The following is a 24,590-nucleotide window of genomic DNA, read 5'->3' as shown; positions in this document are numbered from 1 at the left end:
GTCAGCGCTTTTCGGCCGTCCGCAGGACGTAGCCCACGCCGCGCTTGGTCTGGATCAGGGCCGGCGCCTCGGGGTCGATGTCCACTTTCCGCCGCAGGTAGGAGATGTAGGACTCCACGATGGACGCGTCCCCGTTGAAGTTGTACTCCCAGACGTGGTCAAGGATCTGCGACTTGGACAGGACCCGGTTGGGGTTGAGCATGAGGTAGCGCAGGAGCTTGAACTCGGTGGGGGAGAGTTCAATGACGGTGCCGCCACGGCGCACCTCATGGGCGTCGTCGTCGAGTTCGAGGTCGTCCACGCGGATGACCGCGTCGTCGTCGAGCAGGGGCTGCGTGCGGCGGAGCACGGCACGGATCCTGGCCACCACTTCGTCGAGGCTGAAGGGCTTGGTGACGTAGTCGTCGCCGCCCACGGTCAGGCCCGTTACCTTGTCCTCCGTGTCGTCCTTGGCGGTCAGGAAGAGAACGGGGAAGTGCTTGCCGGAGGCACGAAGCCGCCGGGTCACGGTGAAGCCGTCCATGTCAGGGAGCATGACGTCCAGCACGGCCAGGTCGGGGGCGTGGGTATCGGCCGCGGCGAGGGCGTCGCGGCCGTTCGCGGCGGAAACCACTTCAAAGCCGGCGAACCGGAGCGACGTGGAGAGGAGCTCGCGGATGTTGGGTTCATCATCAACGACGAGCAGCCGGGCTTCTGGACCGTTCTTGTTCATGCTCCCATCATGCTCCCAGTCTCTGGGAGTTGTCTGGATATTCGTTGTGAGCATGGTGATGGTGGGCTTGCGGTCACCAGTCCATGGTCCCCGGCTCGCCTTTGAACGGGCCCACCACCCGGCTGGTGATCCAGCCACCGTAGAAGCGGCCGGGCTGGGCCGTCACCCGTTCGCCATCCACTTCGCAGTAATCCATCCGGCCGGGGTAGACCGCCACCCGGTCAGCGAGTGCCTCGAAGCCGGAGGCCGGCTCGGGATAGGACCAGGCGGCGCTGTCCGCTTCCTTGCCGCCGCCACGCACGGTCAGGTACTTCGCGGAACCCTTGAACTCGCAGAAGCTGCTGCCCGAGGCGGGCTCCAGGGAACCGGCGGCGAATGCTGACTTGAGGATGTAGTACACCGGTGGGTGGCTGGTTTCGAGGACGCGCAGCGAATCGGTGGTATCGAGGATCAGCTCACCGCCCAGGACGATGCGGATCCGTTCAGTGCTGGGCTCGATCCGCGGCGGCCGGGGATAGTCCCAGACCGACTCCTGCCCGGGTCCGGGCGTGGCAGGGACGATTCTTGTAGTCATGCTTCCAGTGTGCGTCCGGACGCGGCGTTCCGCACCCGGGAACCCAATTCGCGGCAAGAAACGTTCCGCGTCCCGCGTCTTCCCCCGCCCCTGCTGCGGGAATACAGTGATGCTTGCCGGGCGGCCAAGCCCGGCACCAGCGTTCCAACGGAGCACCGGCAGCCGTTTTTCCGCACCCCCGTGGCTCCACCCCACCACCGGTAGTTTTCCGATAGCTCCTGGCCCATCGAAGGGGATTGACCATCATGACTGACCTGAGTGCGACTGACAAACCAGCTGCCAATGAACGCAGCATCCGGGACTGGGCGGACCTTGCCGAGGAGATGTGGTCCTATCTCACCGGCAAAGGTGCCGCGATCAACTACCAGTTCATCGACATGACCGTTGAGGTTCCGCGTGACATCGGCCCCGACGCACCGCGTGCCACCTGGAAGCTCAACGGAAGCCTGCGCGTCACCACCAGTGACCGGGACGCCGCCGGAGCGGACTCGAACCGCGGTTGACGGACATGGCGGAGAACCGTCTGGACATCGATCTGGACTTTTCGTACACGGACGGGTCGGGTGCTGTCACCAACGGCCGTGCCAAGGCCGCCGGTACGGAGGTGACCTTGTCACTGGAAGGCCTCGCCCCGCTGACCGGCGGCGGCCTGCCATCGCTTGAAGAGATTAAACCGCTGGCGGAGCTGCTGGCCCGCAAGGGGATCAGCGTCACCGTTGCCGGACCTGACGGAACCATCCTCAGCCTGGGCAACGTGGACAGCCCGGCGTCACAGCGGCTGGTGACGCGCTCGCCCCATATCAAACTGGGCAAGCTCGGCTCCCTGCTGCCGCTGGTCAGGCAGGGAAGGCGGAGGCCCAGGGGTATGCCACTGCTGCCCCCAGCCACGCCCTTGCCGTTGGTCCCCACAGTCCAGCGGAACATCATCCGGCGCATCACCACCACCCACTACGCCAGGGGTGGCGGCCGGCCGCGGCTGATCTTTGTTCAGGATGCCGCCACCTGGACCGGCCAGATCCCGCGGGAGGTGGCCCTCTCCGGGGAGGTCACGACCATAGGCGGCAGCCCCGGGTCGGATGTCCAGCTGGAGGGCCTGGATGCACTCCACGCCGAAATCAGGCACGACGAGCAGGATGAGTACGTCCTGGTACCTTACGGGCCGGTCAGCGGAAGTGTTTCCAGGACAGGGCCTTCCGTACTGCGGACCGGGGCAAGGATCCAAATGGGGCAGTGGTGCCTTGCCTTCTTCCGGGAGGAATTCGCCGACCACGGCCGCCCCTATGGCGGCCGGAGCGGCGGCGAACTGGCCTACGAACGCCCCCAGCTGGACCCACGGACGGGAACCATGGAGCGTGACAGCTCCGAGGGCATCAGCTGAGGACGTGCAGGCCGCGGGCTATTCCGCGGCCTGCACGTCCTTGGCGTCCATGATCCGGTAGGCATAGCCCTGCTCGGCAAGGAACCGTTGGCGCTTGGCGGCGAAATCCTGGTCCAGGGTGTCCCGTGCCACCAGGGAGTAGAAGCGGGCGGCGCGGCCGTCCTTCTTGGGCCGCAGCAGCCGGCCCAGCCGTTGCGCTTCCTCCTGCCGTGACCCGAAGGAGCCGGACACCTGGATGGCCACCGAGGCTTCGGGCAGGTCGATCGAGAAGTTGGCCACCTTGGACACCACCAGGGTCTGCAGTTCCCCGGAACGGAATGCGTCAAAAAGCTTCTGCCGTACCTTGACCGGGGTATCGCCCTTGATCACGGGTGCCTTCAGGCGTGCGCCAAGGTCATCCAGCTGGTCGATGTACTGGCCGATCACCAGCAGCTGCTCCCCGGCGTGCCGTGCCGCCAGCTGCTCCACTACCTGGGTCTTGGACTCCGAGGTAGCGCAGAGCCGGTACTTGTCCGCATCATCGGCCATGGCATAGGCAACGCGTTCATCACCTGGCAGGTCCACGCGGACCTCCACGCAATCCGCGGGCGCGATATAGCCCTGGGACTCGATGTCCTTCCATGGGGCGTCATAGCGCTTGGGCCCGATCAGGCTGAAGACCTCGCCCTCGCGCCCGTCCTCCCGGACCAGGGTGGCGGTGAGCCCAAGCCGGCGGCGGGCCTGCAGGTCGGCGGTCATCCGGAAGATCGGTGCCGGGAGGAGGTGGACTTCGTCATAAATGATCAGGCCCCAGTCGTGGCCGTCCACCAGTTCCAGATGGGGGTAGATGCCGCCGCGCCTGGTGGTGAGCACCTGGTAGGTGGCGATGGTCACCGGCCTGACCTCCTTGAGGGCGCCGGAGTATTCACCCACCTCATCCTCCGTGAGGGAGGTGCGCCTGATCAGTTCGTCCTTCCACTGCCGGGCAGCCACCGTGTTGGTGACCAGGATCAGCGTGGTGGTGGACCCAGTGGCCATGGCCGCCGCTCCCACCAGGGTCTTGCCGGCACCGCAGGGCAGGACCACCACGCCGCTGCCGCCCGCCCAGAAGTTTTCACTGGCCAGGCGCTGGTATGGCCGCAGTTCCCAGCCGTCCTCGTTGAGGGAGATAAGGTGCGGGGTGCCGTCCACGTAGCCTGCCAGGTCCTCCGCCGGCCAGCCGATCTTCAGCAGCAGCTGCTTGAGCTGGCCGCGCTGGGAGGCGTGCACCACCACCGTCTCGCCGTCGATCCTGGGCCCCAGCAGCGGCGCGATCTTCTTGGCCCGGATCACTTCCTCCAGGACGGGGTAGTCGTCCGTCCGCATGACCAGCCCGTGGCGGGGGTCTTTTTCCAGCCGCAGCCTGCCGTACCGGGACATGGTTTCCGCGACGTCAATCAACAGGGCGTGCGGCACGGGGAAGCGGGAGTACTTCAGCAGGGCGTCCAGCACCTTTTCGGCGTCCAGCCCGGCGGCCCGTGCGTTCCACAGGCCCAGCGGGGTCAGCCGGTAGCTGTGCATATGCTCGGGTGCCCGCTCCAGCTCGGCGAAAGGCGCGATGGCGTGCCGCGCTTCGGTGGCCAGCTCGTGGTCCACCTCAAGGAGGATGGTTTTGTCGCTTTGGACGATCAGGGGTCCGTCGGTCACGCGGGGAGATCCTTCACTGGCGCAGTTCCTCTGCGGCCTCGATATCGATGATGCGGTGCACGGACAGGACCCGTTCTGTGTCCTTGGCGGGATCGAAGACACGGACCCTGCCCCCGCTGACAGATAGCGGAACAACGACCTCCAGGCTGGCATTCCCCAGGCTGTCCACCACGTTCATGTGGATCCGCTGCTTCAGCCGGATGGCCCTTTGCAGGGCCTCAAGCCCCAGCTGGGTGGCTGCCTCGCTGCCGGCAACGGCGCCGGGGTGGTGTCCGACGCCGGCGCCCGCCTGCCGCAGGACGCCCAGCTGGGCTTCAACCTCCTCCGCCGGGGGCGCCATCCGCGGGGCGGTGTAGACGGGGCGGGAGCTTTCCTGCGGCGTGGAAGGCCGGCGCAGGTGGGCCGCGGGTTCGGCCCCGTCCACGGACGGGGACAGTCCCAGGCTCCGGAGTGCGGCGGCCAGTTCGCGCGGCGGCGCCGATGAGGTCACAACCGTGGGCGACAGGCCGGCCAGGCCCAGCTGGGCGGCTTTCGGACCTGCCAGCAGCTCGCGCAGGGCTGCTTCGTCGTCGCTTTGGATGAAGCTGGCGGCCTGGCCCACGCGGAGCCGGCCGTGCCGGGACGCTGTGTCTTCCACCAGGTACTCCAGCGGCTGCGGCACGGCGGTGGCTGAGTGTTCGCGAAGAAACGCCAGCAGGGCCGCGGCGTCGTAGCCGTGGTCGAGTGCCCGTTTTATGGACTCTTCGGAGAAGCGGTAGATGGTGGCCGGGCCCTGCCCCTCGGCGTCGGCCATGACCAGGAGCTTTTCGGTCAGCGACGGTGCCAGGTAGCCGGGGGCCACAGCGGTCAGGTCCGCCTGCAGCAGCACATGGTTCAGGGCCGCAGGCAGGTGCTCGCCCAGGATGGCAAGGGCGGCATCAGGCTCGTCCTCGGCGACGGCGCTGCCGAGTTGGCTCAGGGCACCCGAACCCACCAGGCCCAGCATCTCCGCTTCGGCCAGGACCCCGCGGATGAGTGAGCTGAACCGCCGGGCCATCCGAGGCTGCGACCACTCCGCACGCTGCAGGACAGCGGCGGCGTCAAGGACGGGAGCGTCGCCGTCGGACGCGGCCGCCTGCTGGGTGAGCTCGTGCAGGATCTCCAGGATCCGTTTGCGGACGACGGGGGCGTCGGGCCGCTGCGCCCCGGCGGACAGTGCGGCGATGGTGGTTCCCGACGCCGACCGGCCGGCCGCCGCGCTCGGCGCCGAATTCACCGGCTGGCCCACCATGGACGGCACGCGCTCGCTGGCCAGCCACGCGTTCACCAGCCACAGCCATTGTTCCTGCCGGGGAAGGACCAGCCATTCCAGCTGCGGCGGCTGCACCCACGATGAGGAGTCGACGTCGAGCCGGATCAGCCCGGCCAGGCCGCACAGTTCCAGCAGCAGACCTACCGCACCCTGGTCAATCCGCAGGTGCTCGGCCAGGCGGCGTATCTCGCGGACGCCCACACCTCCACTGCGCAGCGTGGCCAGCGGGTGTTCCCTGACGGCATACAGCAGTTCCGAGACCAGCCGCAGGGTTTCCGAGATGGAGCTCAGGGCCGCATTCCTGCGCAGCGCCGCCGTGGTCCGGCCCAGCTCGGGGACCGGTGGCGCCAGGGTGAAATCGTTGATGATCGCGCCACCGCGCAGGGCCAGCCCCACGCTGTGGGGCAGTTCTACGTGGGCGGCGTCCAGTGGAACCAGCAGCCCGCGGGCAAGGAGCCAGTCAACGGGCCCGACGTCGGCGCCCTCCGTGGTGACCGACGCTTTCCGCTGCGCCTGGGGGACGGCACCCATGGCCCAGTTCCGGAACCTGGCGAGCAGCGCCGTCGTCCGTTCCGGGGCGCCGGCGAGGATGTCCCGCAGTGCCTCCGGGGAGGAGGTCCAGTGCTGAAGGGCCAGGGCCGCCTCCATGGGCGTGGTGGCTTCCTGGATTGCGAACCCGCTGTGGTGCAGCTCCGAGACCAGCTGCACGGCGCGCTGGGCGAAGGCCGGCTGCAGGCGGACCAGCTCGGTATAGCTGCGGCCCAGGCCGGCCGGATAGATCCCCACCACGTCCTTGAGGGAGCCCACCGGGAGGTAGAACGGCTGGTCGGCGGCCGGGGAAGGGGTGCCGTGCGGGGGAGGGGCAGGGTGCACCAGGGCCAGCTCCTGCAGGGTGCCCAGGATTTGAGTGACGGTAGCCAGGGCGGAGCCGTGGATCAGTCTGTGCACTCCTTCAGCGGAGGCGCTGTGTCCGGTGTCGGTGTTGGTGCACAGATGGAGGGTTTCCAGGACCTGCATGTGCGGCCGGTCGAGCCGCTCCAGGGCGCGCTGGACGCTGACGCGGGAACTGGCGCGTGCCGCCAGTGCGGCAAAGTCCGGCACGGATGGGGATATGAGGTCCGGCCGCGCGGCGAACAGGGCCCGCAACGAATCGTCGCTGCGTGCCTCCAGGTCCTTGCCAAGCGCGCGAATGAGGGACATCAGTCCAACGTTACCGCTGCTGCGCCCTTCCCGCCCGCCGCCGGGCGGCAACACCGTCCAGGACCAGCAGGAGCATCAGGATGAAGGCCACCGGCAGGCCGTAAAGCGCGGTGTAGGTGATCCAGGCAGGAGCTACCGAGCCGGCGAAGGCAAGCGCCATGACAGCCGCCACGGCTATCAGGGACATCACGGCAACAACTGCTGCGAGGACCATCAACGGCCGCCGGTAACGCGAGGGAGTCATGGACGCAACGCTACCGCGCCCACAGCGGTGCGGGTAAAAGCCGGGGCCTTGCGCCTGCGGCGGAACAGTGCTGCCCAAAGCATCAATAGGCCATGCGGCAGGATAACCTTGAAGCATACAGACCAACACGGTTTCCGTTTGCCATACCCTGAACCCGCACAACAATGCGGATGCGGTGGCAGCCGGCCGTGTCTCATGACAGCAGAACGAAGAAGGTTGATTACGTGCCTACCGGCAAGGTCAAGTGGTATGACAAGGACAAGGGCTTTGGGTTCCTCGCGGGCGAAGACGGCCAGGAGGTTTTCCTGCCCAAGTCATCGTTGCCCGAGGGCGTCACGGAGCTGAAGGCCGGCACCCGGGTGGAGTTCGGAGTAGCTGACGGGCGCAAGGGCGCCCAGGCACTGGGCCTGCGGGTGCTGGACAAGACGCCATCCATTGCCAAGGCCAAGCGTCCCAGCGCCAAGGACCTCGCCCCGCTGGTGCAGGACCTCGTGACCGTCCTGGACAACCTGTCCGGGACCCTGTCCAAGGGCAAGTACCCGGACGGCAACAAGGGCAAGGCCATTGCTGCCGCCCTGCGCAAGGTCGCCGACGAGCTGGACGTTTAGGCGCCCATGACTCCCGATTCTGAACAGCTGGGCACCCCAGTGCAGGAGCAGGCCGCCAAGACTCCGGCCAAGCGCAAGGCCGGGGTGCCCGTGTGGCGCACAGGCAAGCCGGACGCTTTCCTGGCCGCGGCGGTGGACACTGCCCGGACCGCGTTGGAGGGCATCACGCCGGCGGCCACCATTGGCCCGCACCTGGCGGCCAAGAGCGAGGGCGACCGGCTGGTCACGCACCTGTTCGAGTCGAGGCTGCCCGGCTACGCAGGGTGGCAGTGGTACGCGGTGCTGACCCGCAACTCGCGCTCCAAGGTGGTAACGGTCAATGAGCTGGGCCTGCTGCCGTCCGAGGATTCGATCCTCGCCCCCGAGTGGGTGCCCTGGGCCGAACGCGTCCGCCCTGAGGACCAGCAGCAGGAGTCCGAAGCAGACGCCCCTGAAGCGAATGCCCCTGAAAAGGACAACCCTGACGAGGACGCCCCCGCAGGGGACGGCCAGGAATCAGCGGAAGAGGCCCGGGGTTCGACGGCCGACGCCGGCACCCAGGCAGGAGCCTGACCGCACCTCCGCCGGGAAACCGGCCACCCCCAGGCCGGGGACAACGAAAAACGGCGCCGTCCGGGAAGAACCCGGGCGGCGCCGTCGTACGTTATGCGTACGTGCAGGCCGTGCCTACTTCCGCAGCTCGCCCACCACGTAGTCGATGCTGGACAGCAGGGCCGAGACATCGTCCGGCTCGATGGCCACGAAGGTGGCGATGCGCAGCTGGTTGCGGCCCAGCTTCCGGTAGGGCTCAGTGTCCACGATGCCGTTGGCGCGCAGGACCTTGGCAACAGCTGCCGCATCAATTGATTCGTCGAAGTCGATGGTGGCGATGACGTTGGAGCGTTCCTCCGGGTTGGCCACGAACGGGGTGGCAAAGTCGGCGGCCTCGGCCCAGCTGTAGATGCGCCCTGCGGAGTCAGCGGTGCGCGCGGCGGCAAAGTCCAGGCCGCCGTTGGAGTTCAGCCACTGGACCTGGGCGTCCAGGGTGACCAGCGTGGACAGCGAGGGAGTGTTGTACGTCTGGTTCAGGCGGGAGTTGTCGATGGCGGTCTGGAGGTCCAGGAAATCCGGGATCCACCGGCCGCTGGCCTTGATCCGCGCGGCACGCTCGATGGCGGCGGGGGAGAACAGGCCAAGCCAGAGGCCGCCGTCGGAGGCGAAGTTCTTTTGCGGGGCGAAGTAGTAGACGTCGCTCTGGGCAACGTCCACGTCCAGGCCGCCGGCCGCCGAGGTGGCGTCCACCAGCACCAGCGATCCCTCGTCGGCCCCGGAGACGCGCGTGACCGGCGCCGCCACACCGGTGGAGGTCTCATTCTGCGGCCAGGCATAGACGTCCACGCCGGCCTCGGCCTGCGCCGCCGGACGGGTGCCGGGCTCGGATTTGATGATCGAGGAGGACTCCAGGAAGGGCGCCTTGTTGGTGGCTGCGGCGAACTTTGACCCGAATTCACCGAAGGAGAGGTGCTGGGCCTTCTTCTCCACCAGGCCAAAGCTTGCGATGTCCCAGAACGCCGTGGAGCCGCCAACGCCGAGGACCACCTCATACCCCTCCGGGGCACGGAAGAACTGGCTCAGGCCGTCGCGGACGGATCCGACCAGGTTCTTGACCGGCGCCTGCCGGTGCGAGGTGCCGAGGATGGTCTTGGACGCTGCTGCCAGGGCATCCATCTGTTCCTGGCGGACCTTTGACGGGCCGGCGCCGAACCGCCCGTCCTTGGGCAGGAGGTCGGCGGGGATCGTGATGCTGGTGTCGCTCACAGGTGCTCCAATTCGGCGGGGACGAAAACTTTGGTCCGGACGGGCGGGTAAGGGGTGGCCGGCAGCGCGCGGTGGCTGCGTGGCAGGCCTGTTCCATTCTGCCTGAAGGGCAGTGGGTGCGGGAGCCGGTGCGGGCAAAGTCCAGACAATGAGACGGTCCCGTCCAGGGGTGGCTGCGCAGGGGGCAGCTATTCGGACAAAGTCAAAATAGGCTAAGCTAGCCCCCGGACTACCTCGCGGGAACAGAGCGGTACGGTGGGACAACGCAAGGTACTGCGCTCGAGGAGCTGAGCTGGATGACGGATCTGATCGACACTACGGAGATGTACCTCAGGACCATCCTGGAGCTTGAGGAAGAAAACATCGTTGCCCTTCGGGCCCGTATCGCCGAGCGTCTGCGCCACTCCGGCCCCACGGTGTCCCAGACCATCGGCAGGATGGAACGCGACGGACTCGTCGTCGTCTCCGGCGACAGGCACCTGGAACTCACGGACACGGGCCGCAAGCGGGCCACCGAGGTCATGCGCAAGCACCGGCTGGCCGAACGCCTGCTGGCTGACGTCATCGGTTTGGACTGGGCCTACGTGCACGACGAAGCCTGCCGCTGGGAACACGTCATGAGCGAGCGCGTTGAGCGGCGCATCTACGAGATGCTGGACCACCCCACCGAATCGCCCTACGGCAACCCGATCCCCGGCCTCGCCGCCCTGGGCGGACAGCCGGCCACCGGCTCCGCCGACGCGGTCATCAGCCTGGTGGAGGCCATGAAGGGCTACGGCCCCGCCTCTGCCGTGACCATCAGCCGGCTGGCCGAACCCATCCAGGTGGAGCCCGAACTGCTGGCGCAGCTGGACGAAGGCGGGATCCGGCCCGGCGCCGCCGTTGCGCTGGAACGCGTGGGAGATTACATCTCCGTGCGGGTGTCCGGAATCGAAGGGGCACTGGAGCTGCCGCCCGAGGTTGCCGCGCATGTTTTTGTCGCCGTCACCCAGCCCTGAGCCGCGCCTCATACCCCGGCGAAGCGCTTCCACGCAAAGATAACGGAATTGTTACCTAGGGTCTTAAGGCCCTATAGTGGAACCAATCGTTGATACTTAAGCGTTACCCGATCCGGAGCCGAGCTCTGCCAGCGGATCGGGTGCATGAGTCGTTACTGGCAGAGGCGGGGGAACCACAATTGGCGGCGGGGGACTGCCTTGGGGTGAAGTCCGTCAGCAGCAAGCCTCTCCAGTGAAGGATTCTTCCGGGAATACCCCTGTGCAGAAGCTTGCCCATGACGGGCCGGGTCTTTGATCTCTCTGACCCGAATCCGACAGCTAACTCCGCAGGCTTTTCCAGAGAGGAACCCTTCTTGACCATGCAGACCTCCCGGGGCCGCCGCCGCGCGGCAGGCCCCCCTTCGGCACCCCGGGTTGTCGAAGATGTCGCAGCGGAGCGCCCCCGCGATCTGCATCGTGACGCGCGCCGCCGCCGGGGTCCGTTCCGGCAGGTGACGGAGTTTGCCGCCGCCAGCGGCATTGGCCAGAAAGCCGGAATCGCCCTGGCCGCCACCGGTCTGGTGCTGACGGTCACGGTGCCCGCCACCAGCCCCGTCATGGCCACCGATGCCGCCGGCAACGCGCCATTGGCAGCCTCCGCCGTCAGTCCGCAGCCCCAGATTTCCGCTGATATTGGCGCCCAGATCGACTTCAGCCGTTCGGCAGTGGTGACCCAGGCCGACCCCGACGGGAAGCTGAAGCAGCTCCTGAGCGCCCAGTCCGCCGGCTCCGTCACCCGGGCAGCCTCGGCCGGCACCCTGGCCGCACCGCTGGCATCCCTCACCACCGCGTCGCCCTTTGGCTACCGGGTGAGCCCCATCACCGGCGGCTCCGGAGACTTCCACCGCGGCCAGGACTTCGTGGCGCAGTGCGGAACGTCCGTCCTGGCGGCCGCGACCGGCACCGTGACCTTCGCAGGCTGGCACCAGTACGGCGGTGGGAACCGGGTGGTCATCGATCACGGCAATGGGCTGGAGACCACCTACAACCACCTGTCGTCGTTCAACGTCAAGGTGGGACAGACCGTCTCCCGCGGCGAGGTCGTGGCGCTCAGCGGCACCACGGGCGCATCCACCGGCTGCCACCTGCACTTTGAGGTCCAGGTCAACGGCGAAGTGGTCGATCCCATGGGCTGGCTGTAACCGAATGAGTGTGCACTCTCAGATCGCAGCGACCTGCCGTGACCTGAATGTGACATTGAAACAAAACTGCTGTACCGTCTAACTCGCGTCAACTTTTCCGAAGTTGACGCTCTTGAGTGGATTGCCTAACTCTGCCACCGCTCAAGGTCCGTTCGCATTTCATCGTCTGGCAGGGGCGGGGGAACCAATTTTGGCCTTCATTTCCTGAAGGCCTTGGGGTTAAGTCATGAGCTTCCCAGGAAGCAGAGTGGCCGGGTGACTCCCATCCGAATCCGACAGCTCACCTCGCAGGCATTGGGAGAGGCTACCTTCGTGTCTTCACGCCATCATTCTGCGCGCCACCGTGCGCAAACAGTTCGCACCAACCCCCTGGACGCCGTGTCCAAGGCCGTCAGTGCAAATGCCGGGACCGTAGGCCGCCAGGCTGCCGTTGTGGCAGCCGCATCGGGCCTTATCCTGAGCATGGGCCTGCCCGCCACCGCAGCTGACACCACCGCTGGTGTCTCCGCATCCACCGAGTCCGGTTCGGCCCAGACGGCCCTCGCCGTCACCGCCGCCCCCACGGCTACGGTTTCCTTCGAGCGTCCCGCCGTCAAGACCACCGCAGCTCCGAAGGTGGAAGCGGTGCGTCCCCAGTCCATCGCCCCGGCCGTGCGCGACGCCGCTGCCACCGCAGGCCAGGACGCGGCCCCTGCCGCCAAGGCTGCCGAGACTGTCTCCGCCGCAACCTCCGGTATTGCAGCAATCGCCTACACCGGCATCGGCCACTCCTACGTCTGGGGCGGCACCAGCCCCGTCACCGGCTGGGACTGCTCCGGGTTCGTCCAGTGGGTCTACGCCCAGGCCGGCATCAGCATCCCCCGCACCAACGCGTGGAACATCATGACCCCCACCTCCACCCCGCAGCCGGGCGACCTTGTGGTCCAGAACGGCGGCGCGCACGTGGGCATCTACGTCGGCAACGGCATGATGGTCAGCGCACTCAACCCTTCCCAGGGCACGCTGCTCCACTCGCCTGCAGCCACCGGTACCTCGTCGTACTACCACCTCAACAAATAGTTCTTGGGCTTCACGCTCCAAGGGCTATTTCTTTGCCCAAAGCTTTTTCGCTAGAAACCACATCCCCGTTCGGGATGCGCCGGCGTACCCCCAAGATGCCGGCGCATCCAGCTTCCCTTTGCCTGCCTACACGCGGTTCGAAGGAAAAACGAAAGAGAGAACTGATGACGACTCGTGCTACCGCACGGCACCGCGCCGAGGTCACCAAAACCAACTCGATCTCTGTCATTGCCAAAGCTGTCAGCGACAACGCCGGTGGCATGGGCCGCCAGGCTGCTGTCATCGCTGCTGCTTCCGGCCTGGTCCTGACCAGCGGCATTGCGGCCAACGCCGCCGACACCAACGTCAAGCGCGATTCCGCTCCCGCATCCCAGATGGAAGTTGAATCCGTCGTCGACGCCCCGATCTCCGCGGCTTCCACCATTGCCATCAGCTACGAGAAGCCTGCCGTTACCACCACGCCGGCTCCCGTCGCCGAGCCTGAGCCCGAGGTTCAGGTACAGGAAGCTGCACCTGCCGCCCAGCCGGCTGCTCCCAAGGTCACAGCCAAGGTTGCCACGGCTGCCGCTCCGGCCGCCCCTGCAGCCCAGGCTTCGGCCAGCGGCAAGGGTGCTGCCATCCTGTCCGCAGCCTACGCGCAGCTCGGTGTCATGCAGGACTGCACCATGCTGGTGACCAACTCCCTGGCCGCCGTGGGCATCCACTTCCACGACTGGCCGGCCGGTTACCTGTCCCTGGGCCGCACCGTGAGTGCAGCCGAAGCGCAGCCGGGCGACCTTATCTACTACGCCAACGGCGGCTCGGGCATGGCCCACATCGCTGTGTACGCCGGCAACGGCATGGCCGTCCACGGTGGCTACAACGGAAACCAGACCGTGGTCTTCAGCGCGAACGTGGGTTCCGGCCCCGTCTTCATCCGCGTCAACTAAGCATTCCAGTGGCGGCCTGATCCAGCGCAGGCCGCGAATTGGGCAAGGGACCCCCGCCACCAGGCGGGGGTCCCTTGCGCTTTAGCGGGCTTCTCAAGTGGAGCCCTTGCCTTTCCCGTCTTCGGACCCGATTAGGCTCCGGGGCGGCGATTACCTGATTCTGCATTTCTTTGTTTACTCTTGTGATGTCGATCCATAGCCCGGACATGCCGGGGGCAGCCGGCCCTCGTGCCCCTGACGGGTGCGGCCGTGAAGAGGTAAGTGCATGCGCACTCTCGTTCTGAATGCTGGATATGAACCGCTGGCGGTTATCACTTTCCGCCGGGCGCTGGTGCTTGTGCTCACGGGCAAGGCAAGCGTGGTGGCCGAAGGGGATGACCCGGTGGTAGGGCCCACCGACGTCCTGGGCCGCCCGTCCGTGATCCTCCTCAACCGCTACATCCGGCCCCGGTACAACCACTCGACGGCAGTCAGCCGCAGGGGTGTGCTCCGGCGCGACGGACATAAATGTGCCTACTGCGGCAAGGCGGCGCACACAATCGACCACGTTCACCCGAAGTCCCGGGGCGGTGCCGATTCATGGGAGAACCTTGTGGCCGCCTGCCTGCGGTGCAACAACGTCAAGGGCGACCACACTCCCGCGGAAATGGGCTGGACCCTTCGGTTCGTGCCCGAGCCGCCGCACGGAACGATCTGGCAGATCAAGGAACTGGAGAAGCCGACGCCGGCGTGGGATCCGTTCCTGCTCCCGGAGCGCGCCGCCTGACGCCCTCGCGCTGCCCGGCAGCCCAGCTGATCGCTAGGCTGGGGGAGTGCAAAAGAGCATGTTGGTTTTCGACGCCCTGATCCTCGCCGGGGGACGGTCATCCCGGCTGGGCGGGGTACCCAAGCAGTCCCTGGTCTTCCAGGGCCAGACCCTCCTCGAGCGTGCCGTGGCCGCGGCAGCCGGGGCCCGCCGCACCGTGGTGGTCGGTGATGCGGGATCCCTGCCGGGAGAGTCCGGGGCCGCGGGTCTGGCGGCCCCGTCAACCCGGCCGTCCACCCTGCTGATGTGCCGCGAGGAGCCGCGGTTCGCCGGGCCTGCTGCCGCAATAGCCGCAGGCCTGGCCGCGCTGGCCAAGGGAGGCGAAGGGGCGCCCTACTGCCTGGTGCTGGCGTGCGACATGCCGCTGGCCTTCCAGGCGGTGGCTGTGCTGAAGGATGCCCTGACGCGCACCGATGTGGCGGACGGTGGGGGCGGCGTGATGGCTTGTTCCGGGGATGGCAGGGCCCAGCCCCTGGCAGGTTTTTACAGCATGGCTGGGTTAACAAAAGCCTGCGCGGACCTGGCAGCCCGCAACGCCCTGGTCAACGGATCCGTGCGGGCGCTCCTTGCTAGTCTGGACGTGCAGCTTGTCACGGTACCCGCCGGGTCCACATCCGATGTGGATACCTGGGACGATGCTGCCGCGCTGGGGATTTCCGCCGGGAACCAGCGCGCGGGCCAGGACCGGTTCATGGGCGGAGCTAACGTGGGAGGCAAGTCGTGAAAAGCCAGGACGAGACGCTGGAAGAGTGGTGCAGGGCGCTTCTCCAGGCCTACAAGCTTGAAGATGTCCAGGTGGATGTCAACGCCGTGCTGGCGCTGGCCGGCGTCGCTGCCCATGCGGTTGTCAGACCGGCCGCGCCGCTGACCACCTTCATCGCAGGCTTCGCCGCGGGACTGGCGGCTGCTCCCGGCAGGGAAATGGACGCAGCATCGATGGACGCGGCGCTGGCCGTTGCCCGTTCCCTGGCCGAAGACTACGACGCTGAAGCCGCCGGGACTCCCGGCGAATGACAGTAGAACCCCACAGCGATCCGGAGGCGCCACCGGGCAGTGATGCAGAGGCGCACAAAACTGAACAGCCGCATGATGCCCACCATCATGCGGCCCACACCTGGCAAGAAGCCCGGCAAGCTGCGTTCGATGCAGCAACCCCCATACCCCCCGGGCCGGTGGCGCTCCGGATAGCCCTGGGCCGACGGCTTGACCGGGACATCGTGGCCCTTCAGGACATGCCCCACTACGCGTCCTCAGCCATGGACGGCTGGGCGGTCAACGGCAGCGGCCCGTGGATCCCCGTGGAGCCCGGAACGCGGCTGGCACCGCACCAGGCCAGTCCCATCGCCACGGGAGGCCTCATCCCGCCCGGCGCCAAGGCAGTTCTTCGCACCGAAAATGCTGTCCTCAGCACGGACGATGAAGGGCTCCCCATCCTGATGACCGGCGGCACGGCGCGCCCGGGTGAGCCCCGCGCCGGAGAGCACATCCGCAAGGCCGGGGAGGAAGCATTGGAAGGGGACACCCTGGTCAAGGCAGGGGTGGAGCTCAACCCGGCACACCTGGCGCTGGCCGCCCTGGCCGGTTACGACGAAGTCCAGGTCCAGGGGAAGCCGGTGGTCCGTCTGGTGCTTACGGGGTCAGAGGTGGTGGAACAGGGCACGCCGGCCCCGGGCCAGGTGCGCGACACGTTCGGCCCCCAGTTGCCCGACGTCGTTGCCATGCTGGGCGGCATCACCGGCGGACAGCAGCGGATCGGCGATTCGTACGACGAATGGCTGGCGGCGCTTGAGGACGTGCTGCCGGAGGTGCCCGGCGCGCCGGACCTGCCCGCCGACGTCGTTATCACCACCGGGGGTACCGGGCGCTCCGGAACGGACCACCTGCGGCGGGCTGTGGCGGAGCTCGGCGGACGGCTCATCATCGACGGCGTGGCAATGCGTCCGGGACACCCCGCGGTTCTCGCCGAACTTCCGGACGGCCGCTTCGTCCTGGGGCTTCCTGGCAACCCGCTGGCGGCCATGATGGCCCTCTCCACCGTGGGTGCTCCGCTGCTGGCCGCGTTGGGGCACCGCCCCATGCCGCCCGTGGAGGAAGTGCCCTGCGGGACGATGGTTGAGCCGGACCCCGGACGCACCAGGCTGATGCCGTTCCGGCTGCTGTACGGCATGGCGTCTCCGGCGCAGCATACGGGACCGGGCATGATGCGCGGGCTGGCCGCTGCCGATGGGGTCCTGGTGGTGCCGCCGCACGGAGTGCAGCTGGGCGAACTGGTGCCGGCCTTCGCGCTGCCCTGGGGGCCGCCCATTCCGCGCCGCGGTGACGGGGAGGCCAAAGCCAAACCGCGGAGCACTGCCCGGACCGGCCAGCCCAAGGCCAAGCCGGCACCCAGTGGACCCGTGGACTGGAGCGCCCTCCTGGGCTAAGCCGGTCCTGGGTTGGTCCCGTGGGCCGGGGCAGGCTCTGTTGGTGCCATGATGGAGTAATGAACAGGCAGGGTGGAACATGGGACGAGTAACCCAGCGCCGCAAGGTGCACAAATATCTCCTGGATGGTTCTCCGGGTGCCCTGGAGTACCCGGTCCGCCACCGCGAGGATGTCCTCGCCGTGGAAGAACCGCTGGAAATCCGGCTGGGCGGGCTGTCCTACTCGGTCACCATGCGCACGCCCGGCGACGATTTTGACCTGGTGGCCGGATTCCTGGTGTCCGAAGGTGTTATCTGGACCCCTGAACAGCTGGTGTCGCTGCGGTTCTGCGCCGGCGAGGACGAAAACGGCGTCCAGACATTCAACGTGGTGGAGGCCCAGTTGCGGCCGGACGTTCCACTCCCCGACACCGGCCGCAGGGTCTATACGTCCAGCTCCTGCGGCATTTGCGGGACGGACTCCATCGAAGCCGTGCAGAAGTCCTCGCACCACAGCCCGCAGGCGGACCCGCTGACGGTGGACGCCAAGGTCCTGGCCTCCCTGCCGGACATGCTGCGGGAGTCCCAGCGCGTCTTTGATGACACCGGTGGCGTTCACGCGGCGGGCCTGTTCAGGATCGACGACGACGGCGCGCCACGGCTCCTGTGCCTGCGCGAAGACGTGGGGCGGCACAATGCGGTGGACAAAGTGGTGGGCTGGGCGCTGCGCGAAGGGCTCCTGCCGTTGACCGGGACGGTCCTCCAAGTGTCCGGCCGGGCATCCTTCGAGCTGGTGCAGAAAGCCTCGCTCGCCGGAATTCCCGTCCTGGCCGCCGTCAGTGCCCCGTCCAGCCTCGCCGTGGAACTGGCAGAAGCGAACGGTTTGACCGTGGCGGGATTCAGCCGCGGCACCAGTTTCAACATCTATGCCGGGGACTCCCGGATCCTGAGGCCCGAACCCGCCGTCCCAAGGACGTAGCGGCGCCAACGCCCGGGCCGGCCCGCTGCCTGGGCGCAGGGGGTTGGTTGCAGTGCTGTCAGCGGGTAGATTTGTCCATCGAATGGACTCGATGATCCAGTCTCCAGCTTAAAGAGGACCTATATTGCATGACGACCGCAGGATCACGGAAGTCCGCCTGGCCAGGTTTGTGCGGGAGCGCATTGTCCCTGCCGTTTACAGCAGGACAGTCCCGCTTGCCCTGAGCAGTTGGGAAGTGCCCGGTGAGCCGGTCACCGCGCTCGAGGCGATGAGGCAGGAGTTCCAGCCGCAGGAGCACGGTGCCCCCTGGGGTAGGCCGTGGGGTACTACCTGGCTGCGGCTGCAGGGGGAAGTGCCCGAATCCTGGGGCGGCGGCCCGGACACCACGGTGGAGGTGGTGGTGGACCTGGGGTTCACCACCGAGGCCCCGGGGTTCCAGTGCGAGGGCATCGCCTGGCGCTCCGATGGCAGCATCATCAAGGCAATATCACCCCGCAACCAGTACATCCCGCTCAAGCTGCTGGGCAGCGGCATGGCCGTGGACTTCTACGTTGAGGCGGCCGCGAACCCGGACATGGCCCAGGGCTGGACGTTTGCCGCCACCCCGTTGGGGGACAGGGCGACCGCTGGGGAAGCCCCGCAGTACCGGCTGGGAAACATCGCCATCGCCGAACTGAACCAGACCGTGTGGGAACTCCAGCAGGACATCTGGACCCTTGCCGGCCTCATGGAGCAGCTTCCGCTGGAGCTCCCGCGCCGCCACGAGATCCTCCGGGCGCTCGAACACATGATGGACGTGATGGACCCTGACGATGTTGCCGGGACCGCGGCGGCAGGGCGGCGGGCGCTTACCGACGTCCTGACCAGGCCCGCCTATGCCTCCGCGCACCAACTGGTTGCCACCGGGCATGCGCACATCGACTCCGCCTGGCTCTGGCCGGTCCGGGAAACCATCCGCAAATGCGCCCGGACGTTCTCCAACGTGGTGGCCCTGATGGACGAGGACCCCGGCTTTGTCTTCTCCTGCTCCTCCGCGCAGCAGCTGGCCTGGATCAAGGAGCTGTACCCGGACCTGTTCGGCCGGATCAGGGAAAAAGTCCGCGCCGGGCAGTTCGTCCCGGTCGGCGGCATGTGGGTCGAATCGGACACCAACATGCCCGGCGGCGAAGCTATGGCCCGGCAGTTCGTGGAGGGCAAGGGTTTCTTCCTGGACGAATTCGGCATTGAATGCAGGGAGGCGTGGCTCCCGGACTCGTTCGGCTACAGCGCGGCCCTGCCCCAGATCGTGAAGGCTGCGGGCAGCCGCTGGTTCCTCACGCAGAAGATCTCCTGGAACCAGACCAACAGGATGCCCCACCACACGTTCAACTGGGAGGGGATCGACGGCACCCGGCTCTTCACCCACTTCCCCCCGGTGGACACCTACAACTCCGACCTCAGCGGCAGGGACCTGGCCCACGCCGAGCGCAACTACCGGGACCACGGCCGCGGCACCGTGTCGCTGGTGCCGTTCGGGTATGGCGACGGCGGCGGCGGCCCCACCCGCGAAATGCTTGCCGCCGCTGCACGCACGGCGGACCTGGAAGGATCGCCAAAGGTCAGGATCGGCTCCGCGGAAAGTTTCTTCCGGCAGGCCGAGGAAGACTATCCAGCCTTGCCGGTCTGGGTGGGCGAGATGTACCTGGAGCTGCACCGCGGCACCTACACGAGCCAGGCACGCACCAAGAAGGGCAACCGGCGCAGCGAGCACCTGCTGCGTGAAGCCGAATTGTGGTGTGCCACGGCTGCCGTCCGCGCGGCCGGTGCCTACGAGTATCCCGGCGCCGAGCTCAAGCGCCTGTGGCAGCTGGTCCTGCTGCAGCAGTTCCATGACATTCTTCCCGGCAGCTCCATTGCCTGGGTGCACCAGGATGCCGAGCGGAACTACCAGGCCATCGAAGCCGCCCTCGAGTCGCTGATCGGCCGTGCTGCCGCCGCCATGCTGGGCCCGGGCGATCGCCGGTTCCTGCTGAACGCCGCACCGCATGCCCGGGATGGAGTTCCCGCGCTGGCGGCGGCTGAAGCGGCGGTGGACCGGGAGCCGGTGCAGGCCACACCGCATGAAGGTGGCTACATCCTGGACAACGGGATCATCCGCGCCGTGGTGGATGCCGACGGACTGCTCTCCTCCCTGTGCGACCACGCCAGCGGCCGTGAGGCAATCGCTCCGGGCCAGCACGGCAATCTGCTGGAGCTTCACCGGGATACCCCCAATGAGTGGGATGCCTGGGATATCGACGAGTTCTACCGGCGCAACGTTACGCAGCTGGTCCACGCAGAATCGGTCCGGCTTGCCACCGAAGGCGGCAGCGCCGTCGTTGTGGTGGAACGGGTGGCCGGCGCCTCCCCGCTGACCCAGCGCATCACGCTTGCCCCCGGCAGCCCGTCACTGGAGATCACCACGTCAGTGGACTGGCAGGAGCGCGAAAAGCTGCTGAAGCTCGGCTTTGCCCTCGACGTCCGGGCTGACAGGTCGGCTGCCGAAACGCAGTTCGGCCACGTTTTCCGGCCCACCCACACCAACACCTCGTGGGAGGCCGCGAAGTTCGAAATCTGCGCCCACCGCTGGATCCACGTGGGTGAACACGGCTACGGCGTGGCCGTGTCCAACTCCTCCACCTATGGCCATGACGTGGGTAGGAACATCAGGGAATCCGACGGCGGAACCACCACCACGGTGCGCCTGTCCCTGCTGCGGGCGCCCAAGTTCCCCGACCCGGACGCAGACCGGGGGCGGCACGAGTTGACCGTGACCATCCGCCCGGGTGCTGACATTGCCGATGCCGTCGAGGAAGGGTACCGGACAAACCTGGCGCCCCGGCTGGTCAGCGGAGGCGCCGGCGTGGAGCCGCTGTTCTCCGTCAGCAATCCTGCCCTGGTCATCGAAGCGGTGAAACTGGCGCAGGACGGATCCGGGGACGTGGTGGTCCGGCTGTATGAGTCGCTGGGGCAGCGCTCCCAAGGAAACATTACGGCGAACTTCCCGGTGCGGGACGTTGTGCCTACGGACCTCCTGGAGCGCACCACCGAAGCTGCTGGAGTCCAGCCCACCGGCGCGGGTGCCGTACTCAGGCTCCGGCCGTTCCAGCTGGTGACACTGAGGTTTGCCCGGGCGTAGATGCGCGGCGTGCAGGCCGCGGGCTGCCGAAAAGGGCCTTAAACAGGCTGAGTGGGGGCGGTCCCCAACGATCCGCCACCACTCATCCCCCCAATGTGTGCAAAGGCCTCCGGGACTCCCGCGTTTTGGAATTTATCCCCGTTCGAAAACGCTTGGCAGCCCCGCCTTCACACATTCATGATTGTGTCACACACTAATGATTTTGTGAAAGCCCGCGAAGGTTACGTTTCGGTAGATGTCCTGCGGCTGCGGACCGTACGCGCGTTGACCACCTTGGCCGCCCAGATCAGCGCCAGTCCAACGACGAAGCACAGCACCGCGGTGTAGTTGATGATGAACTCAATTTGGCCGAGGGCCGGCGGGATCAGGGGGAACGACAAGCTCAGCCCCGTCGCCACGGCGCCAAGGCCCAGCAGGGCGGCGGCAGCCCGGACTAAACCGGGCAGGCGACTCGACACGGCGCGGACCATGGCTGGAAGCAGGGCCAACGCAACATAGGCGGGGTACGCCCTGCCCGCAGCCCCGTAATATTCGAGCAGCGCGGAGTTCCAGGGATCGGTGCCCACCACGCCCGTAAGACCTGCGGAGGAACCACTGGTGTCCATCAGGAAGAACAGTGTCACAGCGACCGCGGATATGACTGCGAGGACTGCCATTCCTGTCCGCCCGGTGATGAACCGGTATGCGTCCTTTGCATCAAACCCCTTGGAGATGCGGATGCCCATGAAGAAGATGGCACCGAAGATCACGAAACGGAGCAGCAGATTGGCCAGGTTGAAACCCCCCAGCGCCTGGTCGATCACCAGGTACGGGCCCTGGATGCTCAACAGGATGGCCAGGGTCATCATGGCAAAGATGCCGAAGAGGGAGCGGTTCTCACCGCGGAGGGTGCTGGGAATGCGTGCCGCCGCAACGAATGCGCAGACGGCCAGCGTGGTCCATTGAAGGGTCTCGATCATCCCAGGTTCTCCCAAATCTTCTCTGTCTGCGCCTGGTCCTGCTCCTGCCGGCGCAATACTTTGCCCAGTGCCTGGAGTCTGTCTCCTGCAAGCGCGGTTAGTTCTCCGTCAGAAAGGCTGTCCAGCGCCGCCTGCCGGGCTCCCGGGGGCCAGCCGGCCTCCTCCTCCGTGATGAGGCCGGTGGCCACCAACCCGCCGGCTGGTCCCACCCCTGCAGCCAACGCCGTGGCCATGGCAAGCTCGGGGGACAAGCGGTTGGCGGTCAGCTGGGCGGAATAATTCTGTGGGGCCACGCCGGTGGCGGCCGAAACACGGTGCCGCACCTCGCCGTCGTCAATGGCGTCAACCCAGTTCTTCACGGAGGTGGCGTGCGGGGCAGCGCTGAGGGCGGGAGCGGCCGCCCCCCGCGCGGCGTCCATGGCCGGACGGGCCAGGAGGGCCCGGAGGAGGTCTGCGCTGGAGATCTGGCTCACCAGCTCGTTCCTGGTGGGCGGGCGGGGCGGACCGGCGAGGGCGCTGTAGGCATCGAACCCGGCCAGCGCTGCCACCGGGTTGATTTTGTAGGCGCGGCTGATGCTGACCACCGTACTCACCGAGACCTTGCCACGGACCAGTTGCTGGGCCAACGTGGTCCGTTTGATCCCCGAGACCCGGCAGACGTCGGCAGTGCTGGCATCGGGTGCGATGCCCTGCAGCCAGCGCTGGAACGCCTTGGCGGAAAGGGTCATGGGGTGCTCTCTGCAGAACGGGTGGTGACGACGATTTTACCGTGCCCGCCTGCCCTGCCGGCTCGTGCCCGCCATGCCGCGGATTTTGCCCCAGGGCCACTTTCCTCTATAGTTGTTGGTCGAGCCCGCTGGTCCGTACACCCCCCAAGTCCGGACCAGCGGGTTCTTCTATGTCCTGCAGCCCCAGCGGCGCCGCGGCCGCAATTATGCCGCCTCTGCCGGCCGTCGACGGCTGTCCGGGCAGCGGCGAAAGGACGAATCAATGACTGCAACCCTTGTTGCCAAGGACGTCTCCGGTGGCCATGGGCACCGCACGCTTTTTTCCGGGCTCTCGCTGACAGTGGCGCCCGGGGACGTGGTGGGCGTCGTGGGTGCCAACGGGGCGGGGAAATCCACGCTGCTGCGCCTCCTTGCCGGCGTCGACCAGCCCCATGAGGGCTCCGTCAGCCTTGCCCCGGCCGATGCCTTCGTCGGCTGGCTGCCCCAGGAACACGAACGTGTTCCAGGTGAAACGGTGGCAGCCTACATCGGCCGCCGGACCGGCTGCGCAGAAGCCTCCCTTGAGATGGAATCCAGCGCGGAGGGCCTTGGTTCGGGTGCTCCCGGCGCAGATGATGCGTATGCCCGGGCCTTTGACCGCTGGATGGCCTCCGGCGCCGCAGACCTGGATGACCGCATCCCTGCCGTGCTTGCGGAGCTGGGGCTGGACGCCGGCCCGGACGCGCTGATGACCGGGCTTTCCGGCGGCCAGACGGCACGGGTGGCACTGGCTGCCCTGCTGCTGAGCCGCTTCGATGTGGTGCTGCTGGACGAGCCCACCAACGACCTCGACCTCGCCGGCCTGGCCACCCTCGAAAGCTTCGTGACAGGGTTGCGCGGCGGGGTGGTGCTGGTCAGCCATGACCGTGAATTCCTCGCCCGCTGCGTGACCAGGGTGGTGGAGCTGGACCTGGCACAGAACAGCGTGGCCGTGTACGACGGCGGCTACGACGCCTTCCTCGAGGAACGCGCAGTGGCCCGCCGGCACGCCCGCGAGAAGTACGACGAGTTCGCCGCCACCAAGGCAGACCTGGTGTCCCGGGCACGGACCCAGCGTGAGTGGAGTTCGCAGGGCGTCCGGAACGCCATGAAGAAGAACCCGGACAACGACAAGATCCGGCGCGCCGCCAGCACCGAGTCCTCCGAGAAGCAGGCCCAGAAGGTCCGGCAGATGGAATCCCGCATCGCCCGGTTGGACGTGGTGGAGGAGCCCCGGAAGGAATGGCAGCTGCAGTTCAGCATCGGCCAGGCACCGCGCTCCAGCGCCGTCGTCGCCACGTTGCGCAACGCCGTGGCACGACAGGGGGACTTCACGCTGGGGCCGGTGAACCTCCAGCTCAACGGTGGTGAGCGGATCGGGATCACGGGCCCGAACGGCGCGGGGAAGTCCACCCTGCTGCGCCTGCTGCTGGGAACCCAGGCACCGGACGACGGCGACGCCTCCATGGGTGCCACCGTCGCCGTCGGCGAAATCGACCAGGCCCGGGGACTGCTGGACGGTGCCCAGCCACTGGGCGACGCCGTCGAGGCCGTGCTGGCCGACTGGAACAGCGCGGACGTCCGTACCCTCCTGGCCAAGTTCGGCCTCAAGGCGGACCACACGTCGCGGACCGTGGATTCCCTGTCGCCGGGGGAGCGGACACGGGCAGCCCTGGCCCTGCTCCAGGCGCGCGGCGTGAACCTGCTGGTGCTTGACGAACCCACCAACCACCTCGACCTGCCGGCCATCGAGCAGCTGGAAGAGGCCCTTGAAAGCTACGACGGAGCGCTGCTGCTGGTCACCCACGACCGCCGGCTGCTCGAAAACGTCCGACTCGACTACCGGTGGCACCTGGAAAACGGCACGGTCCAGGAGCTCCACCACACTGCAAGCCAGGAGAAATAA

Annotated in this window: 23 protein-coding genes and 2 riboswitches; of the genes, 15 read left to right on the top strand and 8 right to left on the bottom strand. The window is 67.3% G+C overall.

Annotated elements, in window-relative coordinates:
* Position 1: 1 nt before the first annotated feature.
* Together AB0280_RS18795 and AB0280_RS18790 are read right to left on the bottom strand one after the other, a co-directional pair.
* Positions 2-712 (bottom strand): response regulator transcription factor, encoded by a 711-nt coding sequence (locus AB0280_RS18795; protein ID WP_056331118.1) that lies wholly within the window; start codon positions 710-712, stop codon positions 2-4.
* Between the two features lie 73 nt (positions 713-785).
* The gene (locus tag AB0280_RS18790; protein ID WP_159632859.1) at positions 786-1,286 is read right to left on the bottom strand and encodes a DUF427 domain-containing protein; all 501 of its coding nucleotides are present in this window, start codon (positions 1,284-1,286) and stop codon (positions 786-788) included.
* 245 nt (positions 1,287-1,531) lie between these two features.
* On the opposite strand from AB0280_RS18790, the gene AB0280_RS18785 reads away from it, so the two are divergent.
* The gene (locus AB0280_RS18785) at positions 1,532-1,789 is read left to right on the top strand and encodes a hypothetical protein (RefSeq protein ID WP_159632858.1); all 258 of its coding nucleotides are present in this window, start codon (positions 1,532-1,534) and stop codon (positions 1,787-1,789) included.
* A gap of 5 nt (positions 1,790-1,794) precedes the next feature.
* Positions 1,795-2,664 (top strand): FHA domain-containing protein, encoded by an 870-nt coding sequence (locus AB0280_RS18780; RefSeq protein ID WP_275181866.1) that lies wholly within the window; start codon positions 1,795-1,797, stop codon positions 2,662-2,664.
* An 18-nt stretch (positions 2,665-2,682) separates the two neighbouring features.
* On the opposite strand, the gene AB0280_RS18775 is transcribed toward AB0280_RS18780, so the two are convergent.
* Genes AB0280_RS18775 through AB0280_RS18765 form a run of 3 tightly spaced genes read right to left on the bottom strand, consistent with a single transcriptional unit; the run spans position 2,683 to position 7,064 of the window.
* A complete protein-coding gene (locus tag AB0280_RS18775) occupies positions 2,683-4,329 on the bottom strand; it encodes a DNA repair helicase XPB (protein WP_366368300.1) in 1,647 nt (548 codons plus the stop codon).
* A gap of 13 nt (positions 4,330-4,342) precedes the next feature.
* Positions 4,343-6,820 (bottom strand): helicase-associated domain-containing protein, encoded by a 2,478-nt coding sequence (locus tag AB0280_RS18770; RefSeq protein WP_275181865.1) that lies wholly within the window; start codon positions 6,818-6,820, stop codon positions 4,343-4,345.
* A 10-nt stretch (positions 6,821-6,830) separates the two neighbouring features.
* Positions 6,831-7,064, bottom strand: a complete 234-nt coding sequence (locus AB0280_RS18765; RefSeq protein ID WP_275181864.1) for a hypothetical protein — start codon at positions 7,062-7,064, stop codon at positions 6,831-6,833.
* A gap of 224 nt (positions 7,065-7,288) precedes the next feature.
* Here AB0280_RS18765 and AB0280_RS18760 point away from each other — a divergent pair, with 224 nt between their 5' ends.
* Positions 7,289-7,672: a cold-shock protein gene (locus AB0280_RS18760; RefSeq protein ID WP_018762148.1), complete on the top strand. Its 384-nt coding sequence runs from the start codon at positions 7,289-7,291 to the stop codon at positions 7,670-7,672.
* A gap of 6 nt (positions 7,673-7,678) precedes the next feature.
* Positions 7,679-8,224, top strand: a complete 546-nt coding sequence (locus AB0280_RS18755; RefSeq protein ID WP_366368298.1) for a DUF3027 domain-containing protein — start codon at positions 7,679-7,681, stop codon at positions 8,222-8,224.
* Positions 8,225-8,338: 114 nt separating this feature from the next.
* On the opposite strand, the gene serC is transcribed toward AB0280_RS18755, so the two are convergent.
* A complete protein-coding gene (gene serC, locus AB0280_RS18750; RefSeq protein ID WP_366368297.1) occupies positions 8,339-9,469 on the bottom strand; it encodes a phosphoserine transaminase in 1,131 nt (376 codons plus the stop codon).
* Positions 9,470-9,765: 296 nt separating this feature from the next.
* Here serC and AB0280_RS18745 point away from each other — a divergent pair, with 296 nt between their 5' ends.
* The 10 genes from AB0280_RS18745 (at position 9,766) to AB0280_RS18700 (ending at position 20,979) form a co-directional block, all read left to right on the top strand.
* Positions 9,766-10,467, top strand: coding sequence for a metal-dependent transcriptional regulator (locus AB0280_RS18745; protein WP_159632851.1), 702 nt, complete (start codon positions 9,766-9,768; stop codon positions 10,465-10,467).
* A 137-nt stretch (positions 10,468-10,604) separates the two neighbouring features.
* Positions 10,605-10,816: riboswitch (cyclic di-AMP (ydaO/yuaA leader) on the top strand.
* Between the two features lie 10 nt (positions 10,817-10,826).
* Positions 10,827-11,648, top strand: coding sequence for a M23 family metallopeptidase (locus AB0280_RS18740; RefSeq protein WP_224027277.1), 822 nt, complete (start codon positions 10,827-10,829; stop codon positions 11,646-11,648).
* A gap of 128 nt (positions 11,649-11,776) precedes the next feature.
* Positions 11,777-11,956: riboswitch (cyclic di-AMP (ydaO/yuaA leader) on the top strand.
* Between the two features lie 70 nt (positions 11,957-12,026).
* Positions 12,027-12,707, top strand: a complete 681-nt coding sequence (locus tag AB0280_RS18735; RefSeq protein WP_307492242.1) for a C40 family peptidase — start codon at positions 12,027-12,029, stop codon at positions 12,705-12,707.
* A 164-nt stretch (positions 12,708-12,871) separates the two neighbouring features.
* Complete coding sequence (locus AB0280_RS18730) at positions 12,872-13,636, top strand: NlpC/P60 family protein (protein ID WP_224025063.1); 765 nt, start codon at positions 12,872-12,874, stop codon at positions 13,634-13,636.
* 265 nt (positions 13,637-13,901) lie between these two features.
* A complete protein-coding gene (locus tag AB0280_RS18725) occupies positions 13,902-14,402 on the top strand; it encodes an HNH endonuclease (protein ID WP_056331149.1) in 501 nt (166 codons plus the stop codon).
* 46 nt (positions 14,403-14,448) lie between these two features.
* Positions 14,449-15,165: a molybdenum cofactor guanylyltransferase gene (gene mobA / locus AB0280_RS18720; RefSeq protein ID WP_307492089.1), complete on the top strand. Its 717-nt coding sequence runs from the start codon at positions 14,449-14,451 to the stop codon at positions 15,163-15,165.
* Complete coding sequence (locus AB0280_RS18715; RefSeq protein WP_275181861.1) at positions 15,162-15,455, top strand: DUF6457 domain-containing protein; 294 nt, start codon at positions 15,162-15,164, stop codon at positions 15,453-15,455. Before mobA ends, AB0280_RS18715 begins: the two co-directional genes overlap by 4 nt.
* Positions 15,452-16,864 (top strand): molybdopterin molybdotransferase MoeA, encoded by a 1,413-nt coding sequence (locus AB0280_RS18710; RefSeq protein WP_307492092.1) that lies wholly within the window; start codon positions 15,452-15,454, stop codon positions 16,862-16,864. The genes AB0280_RS18715 and AB0280_RS18710 overlap by 4 nt, the downstream gene beginning before the upstream one ends.
* Positions 16,865-16,943: 79 nt before the next feature.
* Entirely contained in the window at positions 16,944-17,822 is an 879-nt protein-coding gene (fdhD, locus tag AB0280_RS18705; RefSeq protein WP_307492094.1) for a formate dehydrogenase accessory sulfurtransferase FdhD, read from the top strand.
* 124 nt (positions 17,823-17,946) lie between these two features.
* Positions 17,947-20,979: an alpha-mannosidase gene (locus AB0280_RS18700; protein WP_307492096.1), complete on the top strand. Its 3,033-nt coding sequence runs from the start codon at positions 17,947-17,949 to the stop codon at positions 20,977-20,979.
* A 221-nt stretch (positions 20,980-21,200) separates the two neighbouring features.
* On the opposite strand, the gene AB0280_RS18695 is transcribed toward AB0280_RS18700, so the two are convergent.
* Entirely contained in the window at positions 21,201-21,938 is a 738-nt protein-coding gene (locus AB0280_RS18695; RefSeq protein WP_224025074.1) for a hypothetical protein, read from the bottom strand.
* Positions 21,935-22,666, bottom strand: coding sequence for a hypothetical protein (locus AB0280_RS18690; protein ID WP_159632845.1), 732 nt, complete (start codon positions 22,664-22,666; stop codon positions 21,935-21,937). Before AB0280_RS18690 ends, AB0280_RS18695 begins: the two co-directional genes overlap by 4 nt.
* A gap of 262 nt (positions 22,667-22,928) precedes the next feature.
* Here AB0280_RS18690 and AB0280_RS18685 point away from each other — a divergent pair, with 262 nt between their 5' ends.
* Positions 22,929-24,590, top strand: coding sequence for an ABC-F family ATP-binding cassette domain-containing protein (locus AB0280_RS18685; protein ID WP_307492099.1), 1,662 nt, complete (start codon positions 22,929-22,931; stop codon positions 24,588-24,590).

Source organism: Pseudarthrobacter sp. 902506025, from assembly GCF_040702325.1.
In the GTDB taxonomy this organism is placed as follows: Bacteria; Actinomycetota; Actinomycetes; order Actinomycetales; family Micrococcaceae; genus Arthrobacter.
This window is presented reverse-complemented; position numbering and strand designations above follow the sequence as displayed.